Below are 18095 nucleotides of genomic sequence, written 5' to 3' on the forward strand. Positions count from 1 at the left end.
ACCTCGCGGGACGCAGACTGTTTCCGGTGGGCATATGCGGCGCTGACATGGGCGAATGTCAGCGCCGTAGCCTATCGGAAATTTGTGCATTATAGGATCGTGAAGCGGACAGGATGGGGCTTGTCTTGATGCCCGATCCGAACCCGTCGATCTTGCACTGTTTGGCCAAGGTAAGGACCGCCGATATATGCCCCCCAAAACAGCAGATGAGCCGGAAATTCTGGGTGCCGTTCGTCAATCGAAGCGGCCCCGAACCGAAGGATTTCATCTGGGGCGCCGCCTGCACCAGCTGCGCCGCGAACGCGGGATGACGCTGGAAGATGCCGGGCGCCTGACGTCGCTCGCCGCATCGACGCTGTCGAAGATCGAAAATGACCAGATGTCGCCGACCTTTGATGTCGTGCAGAAGCTGGCGCTGGGGTTCGACATCGATATTACCGAACTGTTTGCCAGCAATAGCGGACAGGATGCGGCCGGGCGGCGCAGCATCACCCTTGCCGGAGCGGGGCGCCCGATGGAAACCCCGGTCTATAATCACCGCCTGATCGCGGTCGAATTGAAGCACAAGAAGATCCTGCCGTTCGTTACCACGATCAAGGCGCGCAGCCTGGAGGATTTCAAGACCTGGTCGCAGCACAGCGGCGAGGAGTTCCTATATGTGCTGGAGGGCGAAATCTGTTTCCAGACCGAGCATTATGAACCCGCAATCCTGGGGGTCGGCGACAGCGTCTATATCGACAGCAGTATGCAGCACGCCGCCTATTCGACCAGTGAGCAGGACGCGGTTGTGCTTTGGGTGAACACCGGTTGATTTCGCCGACTTCGCGTGCTTGGCGCGGAAAATTGCGTCGCTTGCAATAATTTTCTTATCGGCTATAAATTTCCAATAGAAAATATTGGGAGTCGGCAGGATGGACAGGCGGCAATTTGTGCTCTCGGGCGCGGCGATGACAGCGGCGGTGGCGATGGCGCCCGCTTTGGCGGCGAAACAGTCTACTCGCCCGCTGACCTTTGACGCGATGGGCGAGGTGCGCTTCGAATATGACGCGGCGCTGGTCGGCCAGATGCGCGATAGCGGGCTCGATGCAATTACCGTCACCTTGTGCGATCCCAAGACCTACGAAACCCGTGCCTATGAGGACGCGATCCAGGCCGTGCTCGACCATGACGCGCATATCGCCGTCAACCCCGCGCTGTTCCTGAAAGCGACGCGCACCGCCGATATCGATGTTGCGCGCCGGAATGGCCAGATCGCGATCTACTATCTGTTCCAGAACAGCACCCAGTTCGGCCGCGACCTCGACAACATCGACCTGTTCTACAAGCTGGGCGTTCGATCGTCGCAGATCACCTATAATGACCAGAATTGGGCGGGCGCCGGGTGCAAGGAGCTGGGCAGCAACGGGCTGACCCACTGGGGCCGCGCGGTGGTCGAGCGGATGAACAAGCTCGGGATGCTGATCGACCTGTCGCACGCCAATATGCAGACGATGGCCGACACGATCAACGCATCGACCGACCCGGTGATCATTTCGCACACCGCCTGCATGGCGCTGCACAAAAATGTCCGCAACACGACCGACGAGAATCTGCGGCTGCTCGCGAGCAAGGGCGGGGTGGTCGGCATCTGCCAGATGCGGCCGTTCCTGACCACCAAGCGCCAGGGCGCGCTCGCCGACTATTTCCGTCATATCGACCATGCGGTGAAGCTGATCGGCGCCGACCATGTCGCGATCGGCAGCGACCGCGACCACCGCGTCGTCGAAATGACCGACGCCTATATCGCTGAACTGAAGGCCGAGGAGGGCGCCAATTTTAACGAGGCCGACTGGCCGCTGTTCATCGACGAACTCAACGGCCCGCGCCGGATGGAAGTGGTGTGGGACGGGGTGCGCAAGCTGGGTTATGCGTCGAGCGATGTCGAAAAGATTATGGGAACCAATGTCCGCCGCATCTATCAGGATGTGGTCGGATGAGCGTGCGGTTGATGGGCGGCGCAGGGATCGCACTGGCGCTGGTACTCGCGGCGGGTCCGGCGGCGTCGCAGCCTGCCGCTACAAGCGCGGGCCAATGCACGACCAGCCTGATCGGCACCCCGCTGACGCTGCCAAAATTTTCGGAGGCGACGCAAAAGCGGCTCGATCAGGACATCGAGATCGCCCGCGCCGCGCTGCGCATCGCGCCCGACCGCGAGGATTCGCATATCTGGCTGGGGCGCCGCCTCGATTATGCCGGGCGGATCTGCGACGCGGTCGATGCGTTCACCGACGGGCTGAAGGCCTTTCCGAACAGTTATAAACTCTATCGCTTTCGCGCCCGCGACCTGACCCGCGCGCGCCAGTTCGACGCGGCGCTCGCCGACTATAGCAAGGCGCTGGAACTGATGGGCGACACCCCCGACAGCTTCGAACCCGACGGGCTGCCCAATCCGATCGGGCTGACGATCAGCACCTATCGCGGCAATATCGTCTATTATCACGCGCAGACCAGCTTCGCGACCGGTGACTATCAGACCGTCGTCGACGGCATGGCGAAATCGCTCGCGCTGGCGGCCGATTTTGCGCGCGACGACATGCGCGTGCCGACCGCCTATTGGACGTACATCGCTTACCGGAAGATGGGCGAGCATGCCAAGGCGCGCGCCGCGATCGACGCGATCGAACCAGGGCTGAAACTGATCGAGAACGACATCTATTATCAGGCGGTGCAGATCATGCAGGGGCGGCTGAAGCCCGCCGACGTCGGTGCGACCAAGGACAGCACGATCAAGTTCGCGATCGCGATGGAGCGCCGTTTTGCGGGCGATGAAGCGGGCGCCAAGGCGCTGCTGGCCGAGATCATCGCCGAAAACGCGCAGGGCCATTGGCCCTCGGAAGCCGAGCTGGCGGCGCCCGACCGCGCGCCGCGGCGATAACCCAACCGGACACCAATCGGTCGCACCCCGTCCACCGTTTCCCGCCTGACGAAGGCGGGAGGCTTGGACGTTGTTTTTACCGTCGGGTGCCAGAACATGCGGCATCTCGCTGCGGTCTGCGTCCCCCAAGCCGATATTCTCTCACGCTGCTATTTTGTCGCTTGCCCTTGATTTCGGAGGCGCTTTGCGCGCACGCTGAATGTGTTTGATGACAGGGGGAAATTCATGGCAGTAGAGACAGCCAGCCACGCTGCGGAGGCCGCGGCGCACGGCTTCGACCTGCTGCCGATCGTCGTGCTCCTGGCCGCGGCGGTGGTCGCGGTGCCGTTGTTCAAACGCCTGGGACTCGGCTCGGTGCTGGGCTATCTGGCGGCGGGGCTTGCGATCGGGCCGTTCGGGATTGGGCTGTTTTCCGACCCGCAGGCAATCCTTCACGTCGCCGAACTGGGCGTCGTCATGTTCCTCTTCGTCATCGGGCTGGAGATGCAGCCGTCGCGGCTCTGGGCGATGCGCGGCGAGATTTTCGGCCTCGGGCTGGCGCAGGTCGGCATTGCGATGGGCCTGCTGACCTGCGTCGGACTGGTGCTCGGCTATCCGGTCGCGGTCAGCTTTGTCGCGGGGACCGGCTTCGTCCTGACATCGACCGCGATTGCCATGCAGATGCTCGATGAGCGCAATGCGCTCGGCCAGCCGCGCGGGCGACGCGTCGTGGCGATCCTGCTGCTCGAGGATCTGGCGATCGTGCCGCTGCTCGCGCTCGTCGCCTTCCTCGCACCGGGCGGCGAGGCGGTATCGACCGCCGACCGATTCCTCGCGATCGCGATCGGGATTGGCGCCATATTGGGGCTGATCGTCGCGGGCCGCTATCTGCTCGACCCCATGTTCCGGCTGCTCGGGCGGACGAAGGCGCGCGAGGTGATGACCGCGGCGGCCTTGCTCGTCGTGCTGGGGTCGGCGCTGTTGATGCAGCTTGCCGGCCTGTCGATGGCGATGGGCGCGTTCCTGGCCGGGGTGCTGTTGTCCGAATCCTCGTTCCGCCATCAGCTCGAAGCCGATGTCGAGCCGTTCCGCGGTGTGTTGCTCGGCCTGTTCTTCCTTGGGGTCGGCATGGCGCTCGATCTCGACATCGTCGCCGCGAACGCGGGGCTAATCGCAATTTCGGTGGTGGCCTATATCATATTGAAGATGATCTCCATCTATGGCGTTGCGCGGCTGTTCAAGCACGAACGCGGCGAGGCGATCGAGCGCGCGGTGCTGATGGCGCAGGGCGGCGAATTCGCCTTTGTCCTCTATGCCGCCGCCGTCGGGGTCGGGATCATTGATGCCGAGGCGAACGCGATCCTGACCGCGATCATCATCGTGTCGATGGTGCTGACCCCGATCATGGTGATCCTGCACGACCGCTTCCTGCCCAAGGTCGCGCCGTCGATCGAGGGGCTGGAAATTCCGCATGATTTGCGCGCCAGCGTGCTGCTCATCGGCTTCGGCCGATTCGGGCAGATTGTCAGCCAGCCGCTGATCGCGCAAAATTGCTCGCTGTCGTTGATCGATACCGACACGATCGCGATCCGCGAGGCGGAGGCGTTCGGGTTCAAAATCTATTATGGCGACGGCACCCGGCTCGACATTCTGCACGCCGCGGGGGCGCACGCCGCCAAGCTGATCGTGGTGGCGGTCGACGACCGCGAAACGTCGAACCGCATCGTCGAGCTGATCCGCGCCGAATTTCCCAACACCCGATTGTTCGTTCGCGCGTTCGACCGCGAACATGCCGCCGAGCTCAACCGCGCCGGGGTGACGTACCAGATCCGCGAAACCTTTGAATCGGCGCTGCTGCTGGCCGAAGAGGCGTTGCGCGCGATGGAGGTTGACGAGGAAACGATCGCCGATCTGATGGAGGATACGCGGCGCCGCGACGCCGAACGGCTGATTATCGAAACCGCCGAGGATATTTACGCCAGCCGCCACTTGATCCGCGGCAATATGCCCGGTGCCAACAGCTGACCGGCAGGCGTTTTTCGCGAGGAGCAAAGGGAAACCTTTGTCCCCCGTCCGCCACCTTTGGCAGCCGCGACGGGGGACGAGGTTGGTCGTGCACAATGGAACAATAGGTGAACACCTGTGCCTCGTCAACCCCCTTTTGTTCTCATCGCCGCGCCGGACCGAGCGTTGACGTAAACGTCAATCGGCGCCAAGGCAGCGGTAGCAACGAAAGGGAGAGATGATGGCCGCAGCACCCCAGTTCGATCTGTCCGGGCGCGTGGCGCTCGTCACCGGCGCCTCTTCGGGACTGGGCGCCGGCTTTGCGAAAGCGCTTGCGGCGGCGGGGGCCAGGGTCGTGCTCGCCGCACGCCGCGCTGACAAGCTCGCCGAGCAAGTGACGGCGATCAAGGCGACGGGCGGGCAGGCGATTGCGGTCAGCATGGACGTCACCGACGAAGCCTCCACTATCGCCGCCTATGACGCTGCCGAAGCTGCGTTCGGCACCGTCGATACGATCGTCGCCAACGCCGGTGTGGCGACCGAGAAAATGGCGATGGGCCTGTCGGTTGACGACGTCGATTTCCTGCTCGCGGCCAATGTCCGCGGCGTTTTCCTGACCGCGAACGAGGGCGCGAAGCGCCTCGACAAGGCGGGCAGCCGCGAGAAGGAACATGGCCGCATCGTCCTGATCGGGTCGATTACCGCCGAGAAGATCTTTCCCGCCACCTCGGTCTATGGCGCGACCAAGGCGGCGGTGCGCCATCTCGGCAAGGCGCTGGCGCGCGAATGGGCGCGGCGCGGGATTTGCGTCAATGTGATCCAACCCGGCTATTTCGAATCCGAAATGACCGCCGAGCTGTTCGACAGCGACCTTGGCGCGGCGATGGTCAAAAGCTTTCCGCGCCAGCGAATGCGTCCGGCGAGCGACCTGCACGCGCCCCTGTTGATGCTCTGCTCCGACGCCGCGCGCGGCATCACGGGCAGCGTCTTCACTATCGACGACGGTCAGACGCTGTGAGCGAACTGCTGATCGAGGCGCGCGGGCCGGTCGAGATCGCGACGCTCAACCGCCCCGACCGGCTCAATGCGCTGAACGAGAGGCTGGTCGAGGAGCTCAACGCCTATTTTGCCGGGCTTGCCGACCGCCCAGACGTGCGCGTCGTCATCCTGCGCGGGGCGGGGCGCGGCTTCTGTGCCGGGCTCGACATTCAGGAAGACCGGTCGTCGGACGAGACGCCGGTGCTCCGCACGCTCCGCACCCAGACCGCCATCGGCAACATCTATCGCAAGATGCGCGCCTGTCCACAGCCGATCATCGCGCTCGGCCACGGCGCCGCGTGCGGCGGCGGGCTGTCACTGCTGCTCGCGTCCGACGTGCGCTATGCGGCGCCGTCGTTCAAGGCGAACGCCGCTTACATCCGCATCGGCCTCGGCGGTTGCGATATGGCGTCGAGCTATTTCCTGCCGCGGCTGGTCGGCGCGAGCCTTGCGGCGGAAATGATCCTGACCGGGCGCTTCATCGACGCCGAGCGCGCGATCCGCGCCGGGCTGGTCAGCGAGATCGTCGATGAGGACGCATTGCTGGGTCGCGGCCTCGCGCTGGCGGACGAGATGCTGGCGACCAGCCCGCATGGCCTGCGGCTGTCGAAACAGGCGCTGAACCTCAATATCGACGCGCAGAGCCTCGACGCCGCGATGGCGATCGAGGATCGCCAGCAGGTCATCCTGTCGGCGACCGAAGATCATCGCGAAGCGCTCGCCGCCTTCCTCGAGAAACGCGCGCCCGAATATCGCGAACGATAGCCCGCGCGTCAACTTGACTCGCCGATATATTGGCATAGTAAGTGTCATTATCCCAAGGGGAGGGGGCGATGGCAGTGCGCGTGAGGACCACCAACGTGCCGGGTCGCAAGGGCCGGTTCCGGCGTACTGCCATCATTTTTAGCGCCGCGCTGCTCGCCGCCATCACCGCACAGGCGCAGCCGCAATCGGCACCGCCGCGCCACCCTAACATCGTCATCCTGCTCGCCGACGACTGGGGCTTTACCGACGTCGGCGCGTTCGGGGCCGAGTTCGCGACACCTAACATCGACGCGCTCGCCTACGCCGGAACGCGCTTTACCAATTTCCATGTCGCCGGATCCTGCTCGCCGACGCGCGCAATGCTCCAGACCGGGGTGATGAATCACCGCAACGGCCTCGGCAACATGCCCGAAACGATCCCCGACGAACATCGCGGCAAGCCCGGATACGACACGGTGATGAACCACCGCGTGGTGACGATCGCGCAGCTTCTCAAGGCCGCGGGCTATCGCACCTACTTCACCGGCAAATGGCATTTGGGCAGTGACGCGACACGGCTGCCGCACGCGCGCGGTTATGACCGGGCCTATAGCCTCGCCGATGCGGGCGCCGACAATTTCGAACAGCGCCCGATCGAGGGGCTGTACGATACCGCCGCTTGGACCGAAAACGGCAAACCCGCGACCTTGCCCAAGGACTATTATTCGTCGCGCTTCGTCGTTCAAAAGATGATCGACTATGTCGAGGCGGACCGCGCGACCGGCAAACCCTTTTTCGCCTCGATCAACTTCCTCGCCAACCATATCCCGGTGCAGGCGCCCGACAGCGACATCGCGCGCTATGCCGCGCTATACAAGGACGGCTGGACCGCGCTGCGCGCCGCGCGGGCGAAGCGCGCCGCGGCGCTCGGCATCGTCCCCGCGGGTGTCCCGATCGTCACCATGCCGACCACCCCCGACTGGCAAAAGCTGGGCGCCGCCGAACGCGCCGCCGCGGTGCGGGTGATGCAGGCCTATGCGGGGATGGCGACCGCGATGGACCGCGAGGTCGGGCGGCTGGTCGCACATCTGAAAGCGACCGGCGATTATGACAACACGATCGTCGTCTTCCTGTCGGACAACGGCGCCGAGCCGACCAATCCGTTCGCCAGTCTGCGCAACCGGCTGTTCCTGGGCATGCAATATGATCTGTCGACCGCCAATATCGGCCGCCGCGGCAGTTTCAGCGCGATCGGACCCGGCTGGGCGAGCGCCGCCGCCTCGCCCTTGTCGGGATATAAATTCAGCGCGACCGAGGGCGGGCTGCGCGTTCCGCTGATCGTGACTTGGCCGGGGAGCGATCAGGTGCAGGCGGGGGCGATCCGCCACGGGCTGGCGCATGTGACCGACATATTGCCGACGCTGACCGAACTCGCCGGGGTCGCGGGTCATGGCGGCCGCTGGCAGGGCAAGGATGTCGAGCCGGTCACGGGCCGCAGCCTTGTCCCGATGCTGAGCGGTGCAACCGACAGCGTCCATGGCGACACCCCGCTCGGCTATGAATTATCAGGCAATGCGGCGCTGTTCCGGGGCGATTACAAGCTCGTCCGCAATCTGCCCCCGACGGGCGACGGCAAATGGCGGCTGTTCGACCTCAAGACCGATCCCGGCGAGACGCGCGACCTGTCGGCGGCGCAGCCCGAACGATACGCCGCGATGCTCGCCGACTACCGCGCCTATGCCAAGGCGAACGGCGTGCTCGACATGCCCGCAGGCTACACCGCCGACGAACAGATCAACGCCTATGCGTGGGCGCAACAGGGCCGAAAGCGCGCGATCAAGGCCGGGCTGTGGCTGGGCGGCGGGTTGCTGGCACTGGCGCTTTTGATCTGGAGCTGGCGGCGGCGGAGACACGCGGTAAGCTGAGAGGCGGACATCACGTCGGTTTTGGGGTGGTTGGCGGACTGTCGGGTTTTAGGCAGACAGAATGCTAAGCAGCCGCGCAGTGATAACGAAGCTATTTGACGGGAATGAACTGAAGTGTGCCTGCTCGACGTGGCCCATTACCACTGTCGTTTGGATGGTTGACGCCATCTAGAACGGGAACCTCAAGGAAATCGAACGGGCTTATCCCATCGAGACAAGCCACATTCACGCCATACTGATTCTGATTGGATCGCCGTTGGTGATGGGTGTATATTCCACAGATTGAACAGAAAAAATGCTGTGCTGATCCAGTATTGAAACGGTAAGCTGTCAGCATATCATCGCCTCTCAGCAACTTGATCCCACCCATTTCTACGGAAACGGCAACGGCACCTCGCATTCGGCAATATGAACAGGTGCAGCGTCGGATTGTATTGAAGCCGTCGCTAAGCGACGCCTCGAAACACACTGCCCCGCAATGGCATCGACCAGCCTTCACATTCACATCTTCTGTCATTCAGTCTGCTTCCTATACTCGCCATTTTTGGTCTAATATTGGCAGAATACCGATAGCATCTCAACGGCCTAGAATGGTCGTAACCCGCCATTTCGTTCATCACCTTACCGCCAACCTACCCGACAGGCGCCGCGCGCGCCGGATCGATCAGCCGAAACCCGATATGGTCCGTCCCCAGGCTGCGTTCCTGAAACTGCCGTGCGGCGGGGCGATAGCGGGCGCAATAATTGGCGGCGCACAGGAAACTGCCGCCCTTGATGATATTGCTTTCGCCGCTCGCCTTGCTCGTCGTCCATTCCCACACATTGCCGATCAGGTCGTGGACGCCGTGGTCGTCCGCCGGAAAGCAGGCGACCGGGGCGCGACTGGTGAAGCCATCGGTGCCAAGGTCGCGCGCCGGAAAAGCGCCCTGGTAATAATTGGCCAGCGGCTTGCCCGCAGCATCGACCGGCACATTGCGGTCGGCGCCGCCGGTCGCCGCGGCCAGTTCCCATTGTTCCTCGCTCGGCAACGCTTTGCCCGCCCAGCGCGCATAGGCCAGCGCGTCGTCATATGCGATCTGCACCACCGGCTCGCGGTCTTTCCCGTCGATCGCGGTGCCGGGACCCGCGGGGTGGCGCCACTGTGCGCCGACGACCCAGCGCCACCAATTGGGATTGCCGTCGGTCGGCGCGGTGAACACCGCGCCGCCGGGGATCAGCATATCGGGCGGCGCACCCGGCAGTGGCGGCGGGTCGCGCTCAGCAAGCGTCTTGTACCCGGTCGCCTTGACGAAGGCGGCGAACTCGGCGTTGGTCACCTCGTGCGTCGCGATCCAGAAACCGTCGACGCGGACCTCGCGCGCCGGACCTTCCTCGGGCAGCTGCGCGTCGGCGCCCATCGCGAAGGTCGCGCCAGGGATCCACACATAGTCCTGCTTGGGCATCGCGGGGCAGGCGGGTGCCGCGGCCTCGGCAGGCGGTGCCTCGGTCGCCTTGCCGCACCCCGCCAGCGCGCCGATCAACGCGAGCGGAAACAGCGCGGCGCTGCGGTATCTCAAGCGGCCTCGCCGATCGTCGCCAGCAAGGCATCGACCATGTGCATCGTCACCGTCCCGGCTTCCTCGGCCGACAATCCCTGATCGTGGCGCAGAGCGCGCCAGTTCTGGAACGACAGCGTCGCGCACAGCGCCTCGACATTGATCCGGTCGGTCAGGACGGGGCCGGGAAGGAGCCGCAGCAGCAGGTCGCGCTCCAGCATCACGACCTTGCCATATTGGCCCATCAGGAACGGCGACTGGTAGCGCTTGATGTTGGCGGCGAGACGAAAGGGCAGGGTCGTTTCGAACACGCGGACGCGGCGCCGCACCATATCGCGGACATTGGCGCGCCAATCCTGATCGGGATAGGGCGCGGCAACAATCGGCATGACCCGCTCGGTAATCGTCGCGGTGATTTCGGCGTACAGCGCATCCATGTCGTCGAAATGGCGAAACACGGTGCGCGGCCCGATCCCGGCCTCCTCGGCAACGCGCGCTGCACTCGGCGCCAGGTCGCCGCCGACGATCAGTTCCATCATCGCCTCGACGATCCGCTTGTGGCTCGACCGTCCGCGTTCGCGGCGGCCGTCAACCCGCGGGGGATCGGCCTTCGTCGCCATCGATTTGCTCGCCGCCTTGGACATGGCTTCTCCGCTGGCCCAGCTTGGTCCCGGGGTCAATGACCTCGTTCTGCGCCATCTTGCGCTGTCATCAATATAGTGACACATATAGTGCCATAATATCGACGGCAAGGGGGCTGGGTTGCCATGCAGAAAAGATGGATCGCATTGGGGGTCATCGCGGCGCTGGGGGCGGGCGGCTACGCTGCGTTCGAAGCGAACAAATATCGCCTGCCCGGTATCCTGCAGGACTGGCGCGATCCGGTGCAGCCGAACCAGCCGGTCGCGTGGCAGCAGGGACCGGCGACACCGGCCGCGGGCAAGCGCCCGCCGAACATCATCCTGATCGTCGCCGACGACCTTGGCTATAACGACATCAGCCTGAACGGCGGTGGCGTCGGCGGCGGAATCGTCAAGACGCCGAACATCGACGCCTTGGCGCGCGAGGGGGTGAATTTCACCATCGCTTATGCCGCCAATGCGACCTGCTCGCCCTCGCGCGCCGCGATGATGACCGGGCGCTATCCCACGCGCTTCGGCTTTGAATTTACCGCGGTGCCGGTCCAGTTCGCCGAAAATCTGGCGCATGGTGAGGGTGTCGGGCCGCTGCGGGCGATTTTTCACGGCGACCGGATCAACCCCGATATTCCCGACTATCCCGACATGGGGGTTCCCGCGAGCGAGGTGACGATTGCCGAGGCGGTGAAGGCGGCGGGCTACCACACGCTGCATATCGGCAAATGGCATCTGGGCGAGGCGCCCGCGCTGCGCCCCGACGCGCAGGGTTTCGACGAAAGCCTGGCCGTGCTGGCGGGCGGCGCGATGTTCATGCGCGAGGACGATCCCGGTGTCGTCAACGCCAAACTGCCATGGGACCCGATCGACCGCTTCCTGTGGGCCAATCTGCGCCACGCGGTGACGTTCAACGGCAGCAAGCGTTTCTATCCGCGCGGCCATATGACCGACTATTTCGCCGAAGAGGCAATCAAGGCGATCGAGGCGAACCGCAACCGGCCCTTCTTCCTGTATCTTTCGTTCACTGCCCCGCACACGCCGCTTCAGGCGACGAAGGCCGATTACGACAAGCTGGCGGCGATCAAGGATCACCAGACACGCGTTTATGGTGCGATGATTGCGCAGCTCGACCGGCGGATCGGCGACGTCATGGCCAAGCTGAAAGAACAGGAGATCGACGACAATACGCTGGTCATCTTCACCAGCGACAATGGCGGCGCGTGGTACAACGGGATCGCAGACCTCAACGCGCCCTTCCGCGGCTGGAAAGCGACCTTTTTCGAAGGCGGCATCCGCACTCCCATGTTCATGCGCTGGCCGCGCAGCATCGCGCCCGGGACACGGCGCGCCGATGTCACGGGCCATCTCGATATCTTTTCGACGATAGCGGCGGCGGCGGGGGCCGCGGTGCCGCGCGACCGGACGATCGACAGCGAGAATATCCTCGCCGGTCCGGCCAGCCGGGCCGCGATGTTCTGGCGGTCGGGCGACTATCGCGCGGTGCGCGCGGGCGACTGGAAATTGCAGGTGACGAAACGGCCCGAACAGGCGCGCCTCTATAATCTTGCAACCGACCCGACCGAACAAAAGGATCTCGCTGCCAGCGACCCGCAACGCGTCGCGGCGCTGCGCGCGATGATCGAGGCACAGAACAAGGGCATGGCCAAACCGATCTGGCCCGGCCTGATCGAAGGCCCGGTGCGTATCGACGTCCCGCTGAACGCGCCGTGGCGGGACAGGCAGGACTATATCTACTGGGCAAACTGAACGGGCCAAGCCCTTGCGGCGCTTGGTCGGTAGCCAGCGATTCAGAAGAATGGTGCGTGACGCAGTCCGCACCGGACCGGTCTCACCCCTGAATTGCCTGTTTTTTCCTGTTTATTTGGAAACAATAGGCGCCGGATTATGCAGGTCCTCGGTAAGGGCCTAAAAATTCGAAGTTTTCTAATGCATCGCCAACGTGTTATATCTGCTCGGGAACAGGCTCGAAACAGGGTGCAAACAGGCGAATATGGTCGCGGCACCATTGCATCGTGACGATTTCAGTATATCGTCGAACCCGCGAGACCTGGATAGGACAACAGGGTTGCGAGCCGGTAACTCCTGCATCATGCAGGACGGAGTCCCGGCGGCAGGCCTGACGCTATTTTGCAATTAGCTCAGGATCTCGGCCATGGCTTCCCTCGTTCTCGATACTCGTCAACTTGAACCCTTCGAAATTGGGGCACGCCTCGACATCGCAATAGCATATCCGAACGTGTCATCTGAGCGGACGGCACGGCTCGTGCGTGCAGCCTGCGCGGACCAGATCAAGGTAACATTGGTCGATGAGCCAAGCCTCCGTGCTCAATTGCTTAAGCAATACCCCGAATATAATCCCGCGAAGATTCGCGTCGGCCGCAAAAATGCCAGAGCGCATAGGGATGAAGCATTGAGAGCGGGGACGCTTCTACTTCCCTTGATCAAACGGGCGGCTTTAGGGCAAGATCCATTCGTCCCACCGACCATGACGCGCATGAAGATTGATCAGATTGTTCCCTATTTATGGCCGGCGAACCCCGACGAGCCCGACGATATATATTTCGAACGACTTCACTCCATCAAACAACGCCAGGTTCGTTCCCGCTATCCCTTCATTCACCTCGCTGGGGCGCTGCAAATGTTGGCGCGAATAGATTCCAGGGATCATTATGATTGCCAAGACCTGGATTTTCTTCGGAAATGGGTCGCTGCTTCACGGCTGTTCGCCCGCTACATCCGGAACACTCCAGGCCTGGAAAACATGGCGTCGAAGCTGATCGACATCGAGTGGATCGAATGAAAGCAAGTTTTTGCCCCTAGTGGGCGGGGCAGCGACGGTAGTTATGGGTGGCTCCCTCAGTGATGGAGCCCGCGATGACAAAAGCTATCCAACCTACGCAGCATGTGATTCAGCATGTTCCGATCGATCGGCCGCGGCCAAATCCGCGCAACCCCCGGAAGCACGGCAAACGCCATATCCGTTCGCTGGCCAAGAGCATTTCGACCTTTGGGTTCAATGTGCCACTGTTACTGGACGAGTCTGACCAGGTCGTTGCCGGACATGGCCGGCTGGAGGCGGCCAAGCTTGCCGGCCTGACCGAGGTGCCAGCAATCTACCTTGCTCATCTCGACGCGCAGCAACGCCAGGCCTTCATGATTGCAGATAACCGGCTCCATGATCTCAGCAGCTGGAATCGTGATAATCTCGCAGCGATTTTGCTCGAGCTGTCGGAGGCCGACCTCGATTTCGATATTGAGGTCGCGGGCTATTCCGTCGGTGAAATCGATCTGTTGCTGCTGCCGGAAGGAGGAGGAGATTCCGACCGCGACGAGGATGAACCCGACCCCGGACCAGCCGTCTCAGTCGTCGGAGATCATTGGCATCTTGGCGATCATCGCCTGCTCTGCGCAGACTCTTTGCAGGCGGCATCCTACGCGGCGTTGATGGCGAGCGAGCTTGCCGATGTCGTTGTCACCGATCCACCCTATAATGTGCCGATAGATGGGCACGTGAGCGGGCTCGGGAAGGTAAAACATCGCCCCTTCGTGCAATGCAGTGGGGAGCTAACCGAAACTGAGTTCATAGCTTTTTTATCTGCAGCGATGCGTAATGCGGCAGAGGCGTCGCGCGAGGGCTCGCTCCACTATTGGGCAATGGATTGGCGGCATCTGTTCGAGCTGATGACCGCGGCGCGCAGTGTCTATGACCAGCAGCTCAACCTTTGCGTTTGGACGAAGCATGCGCCCGCGATGGGTTCCCTGTACCGTAGCCAATACGAATTGTTCGGCGTGTGGCGTAAGGGCAAGGCGCGGCATCGCAACAATGTCCAACTCGGCCGCTTCGGTCGGTCGCGATCCAACGTATGGCGTTATCCTGGTGCGACCGGGTTCAGCAGGACGAGCGACGAAGGAAATTTGCTCGCTCTGCATCCGACCGTCAAGCCGCTCGCGCTGCTCGTCGATATTCTGTTAGATTGCACTAAGCGCGGTGACATCGTGCTCGACCCGTTCATGGGCAGCGGATCGACGATCATCGCGGCTGAGAAGGTCGGGCGCAGGGCGAGGGGGCTTGAGCTCGATCCGCTCTATGTCGACACGATCATTCGGCGCTGGCAGCGCTGGTCCGGCGCGCAAGCGCACCGTGCAGACGGGACCCTGTTCGACGATCTTGAGGCTGCGGCCCTAATCGCGGCGTCGACCAATGAGTGACGACCGCGACGGCAATGGCCGATTCAAGAAGGGCGTTTGTCCCAATCCCAAGGGCCGACCGCGCAAGGCCCAAACCGTCAGCCGGGCGATTTTGGATGCCGCCAAGGGCAAAGTGATGGTGTCGGAGAATGGCAAGCGGCGGCGCGTCAGGAAGATCGAGGCCGCAGCAACCCAGGTCGCCAACAAGGGTGCCGCCGGAGATCTGCGCGCCGGCAAGCTGCTGCTCGACTATGCCGCGCGCGCGGAAGCTGACGAGCGCGATGCTGCTCCGCTCGATGCTGCATTGTCGCTCAGCGACCAGGAAATCGCCAGCCGCTTCCTTGCTGAATATCGGCGCCACCTCGAAGGGAACGGCGCATGACGCTGATGACCTACAAGGAGTTCGACGCGATCACGCGGCTGCATTTTGCGCTGTTTGTGGAACGGACCTTTGCCGAGCTTAATCCCGGCACCAATTATCTCGACAATTTTCATATCCACGTCCTGTGCGAGGCGCTGGAAGAGATGCGCGCGGGGAGAAGTACCCGCCTCGCGGTTGCGATGCCGCCGCGCAGCCTGAAGTCGATCATCATATCGGTGGCGTGGGTCGCCTGGCTGCTCGGTCACGACCCGACGCTCAAGATCATCTGCGTGAGCTATGGTCAGGACTTGGCCGACAAGCTTGCGAGCGATTGCCGGCAGGTTATGCAGTCGCAATGGTATCGCCGCCTATTTCCACTGACGGTGCTGCGACAGGGGCGCCAGGCGCTTGCCAACTTCGAGACGACCGCCGGCGGCGGCCGCATGTCGACATCGGTCGGCGGCACGCTAACCGGGTTCGGGGCCGATTGGATTATCCTGGATGACCCGATGAAGCCTACCGACGCTCTTTCGGATGCCGAGCGCGGCACGGCGAACAACTGGACACAGAACACGCTGTTCACGCGTCTCAACGACAAGCTCAACGGTCATATCCTGGTAGTCATGCAGCGCCTGCATCCCGACGATACGATCGGAAGTATCGACGAAAAAGCGCCGGGGACATTCAGGTTGCTTTCTTTCCCCGCGATCGCGCAAGCGGACGAGCTGCACGAATATCGTACCCCCTTCGGGCGGCGGCAGTTCCGACGTCGGGAGGGTGAGGCGCTACACCCTGAGCGCGAGCCGCTGGAGATATTGACCGAGCAGAAGAAATTGCTCGGATCGGCCTTTTTCTCGGCGCAATATCTGCAAGCCCCGATCCCGCTCGAAGGCAGCATGGTCAAACATGCATGGCTGCGGCGCTATCAAGCGTTCGAGATCATGGGCCCCGAACGGATTATCCAGTCCTGGGATACTGCGTCGAAGGCGGGGCAGCTCAACGACTACAGCGTCGGGACGACCTGGGCGCTGAAGAGCGACCGCATCTATCTCATCGACGTGGTGCGTGAGCGTCTTGATTTTCCGGCGCTTAAACGGCGCGTCATCGACGAAGCAGACCGCTATAAGGCCGAGCTTGTCCTCATCGAGGATAAGGGGTCCGGCACGAGTTTGCTTCAGGATTTACAAGCGTCCGGCTTCTGGAAAGGCAGGGCGGTCCTTCCCACGACGGATAAGATCAGCCGCATGGCCGGGGTCACGGCGATGATCGAGGAGGGGCGTCTCCATGTCCCGCATTATGGCGCATGGCTCGATGATTATCTTCAGGAACTCTGTTCCTTTCCTGGCACCAAATATGATGACCAGGTCGATTCCACGTCGCAGGCGCTGGCGTGGATTCGCGAGCAAGGGAATCCGGGTGGACTGTGGCATTACATGCGGCAACAACATGAAAAGCAAATCGCCCACCGCGAGCATCGCACCGTGCACCTGCGCGCGCCGCGGCGTGTCAATCGCGCGACATTGCGCGACGGCTCCGTGGTGCCGATTGATTCAGACGGCACATTATGGGTTACCAGTGAGGAAGCCGGTACGCTGATGCGCGACGGGTTCGTGCGTCTGAACTAGCGCTTCAACGCCACCCCGCACGCGGCTGCGGCATTAGTGGCGATTTGATTGATGCCATCGATATGGAACTCGGCATCCTGCGTCTGCCGCCCCGACAGACGGACAACGAAGGTCCGCGCGGTCGCCAGCCGCGAGAGCAGTTTGAGGGCATTTTTGTTCTTGAACTCGCCGGCTGCCGTGAAGGTCGTATCGATGTCCCAGAGATTGCCCTCGATCTTGCCGTTGTCGATCCGCCACATCGCCATGGTCTTATACTGGCCCATCATATTTTGCCCGTTGTAGTTCACGGTCTCGACCCAATTCACATGTACGGCAAGGCTGCCAGAATTGCAGCGCACGACCAGCGCAGCTCGCTTAGCGTTCCCCAGGATACCGACCAGCTCATTGCTGGATTCCAGCACCGCGGTGAGGGCTCGGGCGCCGGTCAGCGGTACGCGTTCATCACTCACCATCCAGCGCGAAGTGGGAGCCGGCTTGTCCTGCGCTGATGCTGGCGCCGGCATCAATATTGCGGCCGCTGATATCATAATCGTCCCGAGCGTCATGCCGCTATCTCCATGCGCGCTGCCGCCCCGCGCGGGAGCAGCAGCTTGGCCACCACGCTGGCGACCTGGTTGTCGTATGAGCGGAGAGCCATTTTCCTCAAATGCCGCTCGATCCATTCAGGACCGAAAAGCTCCCAGCCATTCTCGGCGAAATGCGCCTTCAGCATGTCGGCGTTGACGGCGGTGGCATGGCCATAAACCAGCCCGAGCTTAGCAACCGGTCGCCCCACCACCGACCCACTTGCGGCAAGCTGATCGACCAATCGCTCGAGCACCATGGCGCGCAGCTCAGGGTTGACGAACATCTTGTAGCGCTGCGGGTTGCGGCCCCCCGGCAAGAGGTCTCGGGCATGAACCCCGCCGCTATCAAAATAGCTTTTGCACTCGAGCGACAGCAGCTCGCCGGTCCCCGGCTTGTAGGCGACGAGGTCGACCTCGGGGCGCGGCATAGAAGGGTTGCCGAGCGCTCGCTTGTCTTCTTTGCTGAGATCGATCTTGTAACCCTGGTGCACCCAGTAACCCTCCGCCCGCAGGAGCTCGGCCACCAGTTGTTCGAAAGCATCCATCAGCAATCCACCTTG

At 62.7% G+C, this 18095-nt stretch carries 17 protein-coding genes; 12 read left to right on the forward strand and 5 right to left on the reverse strand.

Annotated features, from left to right (window positions below; genetic code table 11):
- Positions 1 to 187: 187 nt before the first annotated feature.
- The 7 genes from IR187_RS07585 (at position 188) to IR187_RS07615 (ending at position 8604) form a co-directional block, all read left to right on the forward strand.
- Positions 188 to 811 (forward strand): helix-turn-helix domain-containing protein, encoded by a 624-nt coding sequence (locus IR187_RS07585; RefSeq protein ID WP_194954003.1) that lies wholly within the window; start codon positions 188 to 190, stop codon positions 809 to 811.
- Positions 812 to 911: 100 nt separating this feature from the next.
- Positions 912 to 1976, forward strand: coding sequence for a dipeptidase (locus IR187_RS07590; protein ID WP_194954004.1), 1065 nt, complete (start codon positions 912 to 914; stop codon positions 1974 to 1976).
- Positions 1973 to 2914: a tetratricopeptide repeat protein gene (locus tag IR187_RS07595; RefSeq protein ID WP_194954005.1), complete on the forward strand. Its 942-nt coding sequence runs from the start codon at positions 1973 to 1975 to the stop codon at positions 2912 to 2914. The genes IR187_RS07590 and IR187_RS07595 overlap by 4 nt, the downstream gene beginning before the upstream one ends.
- Before the next feature lie 225 nt (positions 2915 to 3139).
- On the forward strand, positions 3140 to 4918 hold the full coding sequence (locus IR187_RS07600) for a monovalent cation:proton antiporter-2 (CPA2) family protein (RefSeq protein ID WP_194954006.1): 1779 nt from the start codon (positions 3140 to 3142) through the stop codon (positions 4916 to 4918).
- 220 nt (positions 4919 to 5138) lie between these two features.
- The gene (locus IR187_RS07605) at positions 5139 to 5915 is read left to right on the forward strand and encodes an SDR family NAD(P)-dependent oxidoreductase (RefSeq protein ID WP_194954007.1); all 777 of its coding nucleotides are present in this window, start codon (positions 5139 to 5141) and stop codon (positions 5913 to 5915) included.
- A complete protein-coding gene (locus IR187_RS07610; protein WP_194954008.1) occupies positions 5912 to 6700 on the forward strand; it encodes an enoyl-CoA hydratase/isomerase family protein in 789 nt (262 codons plus the stop codon). The genes IR187_RS07605 and IR187_RS07610 overlap by 4 nt, the downstream gene beginning before the upstream one ends.
- An 80-nt stretch (positions 6701 to 6780) precedes the next feature.
- Entirely contained in the window at positions 6781 to 8604 is a 1824-nt protein-coding gene (locus IR187_RS07615) for an arylsulfatase (RefSeq protein WP_324187660.1), read from the forward strand.
- Positions 8605 to 8695: 91 nt separating this feature from the next.
- Here the strand turns inward: IR187_RS07615 and IR187_RS07620 are convergent, their stop codons facing one another.
- The 3 genes from IR187_RS07620 to IR187_RS07630 all read right to left on the reverse strand — a co-directional run bounded on the left by IR187_RS07620 (position 8696) and on the right by IR187_RS07630 (position 10783).
- Positions 8696 to 9121, reverse strand: coding sequence for a GFA family protein (locus tag IR187_RS07620; protein WP_194954010.1), 426 nt, complete (start codon positions 9119 to 9121; stop codon positions 8696 to 8698).
- A gap of 115 nt (positions 9122 to 9236) precedes the next feature.
- Positions 9237 to 10160, reverse strand: coding sequence for a formylglycine-generating enzyme family protein (locus tag IR187_RS07625; protein WP_194954011.1), 924 nt, complete (start codon positions 10158 to 10160; stop codon positions 9237 to 9239).
- Complete coding sequence (locus tag IR187_RS07630; RefSeq protein WP_194954012.1) at positions 10157 to 10783, reverse strand: TetR/AcrR family transcriptional regulator; 627 nt, start codon at positions 10781 to 10783, stop codon at positions 10157 to 10159. Before IR187_RS07630 ends, IR187_RS07625 begins: the two co-directional genes overlap by 4 nt.
- Before the next feature lie 123 nt (positions 10784 to 10906).
- On the opposite strand from IR187_RS07630, the gene IR187_RS07635 reads away from it, so the two are divergent.
- The 5 genes from IR187_RS07635 (at position 10907) to terL (ending at position 16969) form a co-directional block, all read left to right on the forward strand.
- On the forward strand, positions 10907 to 12541 hold the full coding sequence (locus IR187_RS07635; protein WP_194954013.1) for a sulfatase-like hydrolase/transferase: 1635 nt from the start codon (positions 10907 to 10909) through the stop codon (positions 12539 to 12541).
- Between the two features lie 406 nt (positions 12542 to 12947).
- Positions 12948 to 13595, forward strand: a complete 648-nt coding sequence (locus tag IR187_RS07640; protein ID WP_194954014.1) for a hypothetical protein — start codon at positions 12948 to 12950, stop codon at positions 13593 to 13595.
- A 74-nt stretch (positions 13596 to 13669) separates the two neighbouring features.
- Entirely contained in the window at positions 13670 to 15004 is a 1335-nt protein-coding gene (locus tag IR187_RS07645) for a site-specific DNA-methyltransferase (protein ID WP_194954015.1), read from the forward strand.
- A complete protein-coding gene (locus tag IR187_RS07650; protein WP_194954016.1) occupies positions 14997 to 15365 on the forward strand; it encodes a DUF5681 domain-containing protein in 369 nt (122 codons plus the stop codon). The genes IR187_RS07645 and IR187_RS07650 overlap by 8 nt, the downstream gene beginning before the upstream one ends.
- Entirely contained in the window at positions 15362 to 16969 is a 1608-nt protein-coding gene (gene terL / locus IR187_RS07655) for a phage terminase large subunit (RefSeq protein WP_194954017.1), read from the forward strand. The genes IR187_RS07650 and terL overlap by 4 nt, the downstream gene beginning before the upstream one ends.
- Here terL and IR187_RS07660 read toward each other — a convergent pair.
- Both IR187_RS07660 and IR187_RS07665 read right to left on the reverse strand, forming a co-directional pair.
- Positions 16966 to 17514, reverse strand: coding sequence for a hypothetical protein (locus tag IR187_RS07660; RefSeq protein ID WP_194954018.1), 549 nt, complete (start codon positions 17512 to 17514; stop codon positions 16966 to 16968). The two genes, terL and IR187_RS07660, sit on opposite strands and share 4 nt — an antisense overlap.
- Positions 17511 to 18080: a PDDEXK family nuclease gene (locus tag IR187_RS07665; RefSeq protein ID WP_194954019.1), complete on the reverse strand. Its 570-nt coding sequence runs from the start codon at positions 18078 to 18080 to the stop codon at positions 17511 to 17513. The genes IR187_RS07660 and IR187_RS07665 overlap by 4 nt, the downstream gene beginning before the upstream one ends.
- Positions 18081 to 18095: the final 15 nt, after the last annotated feature.

Source organism: Sphingopyxis solisilvae, assembly GCF_015475875.1.
Lineage (GTDB): Bacteria > Pseudomonadota > Alphaproteobacteria > Sphingomonadales > Sphingomonadaceae > Sphingopyxis > Sphingopyxis solisilvae.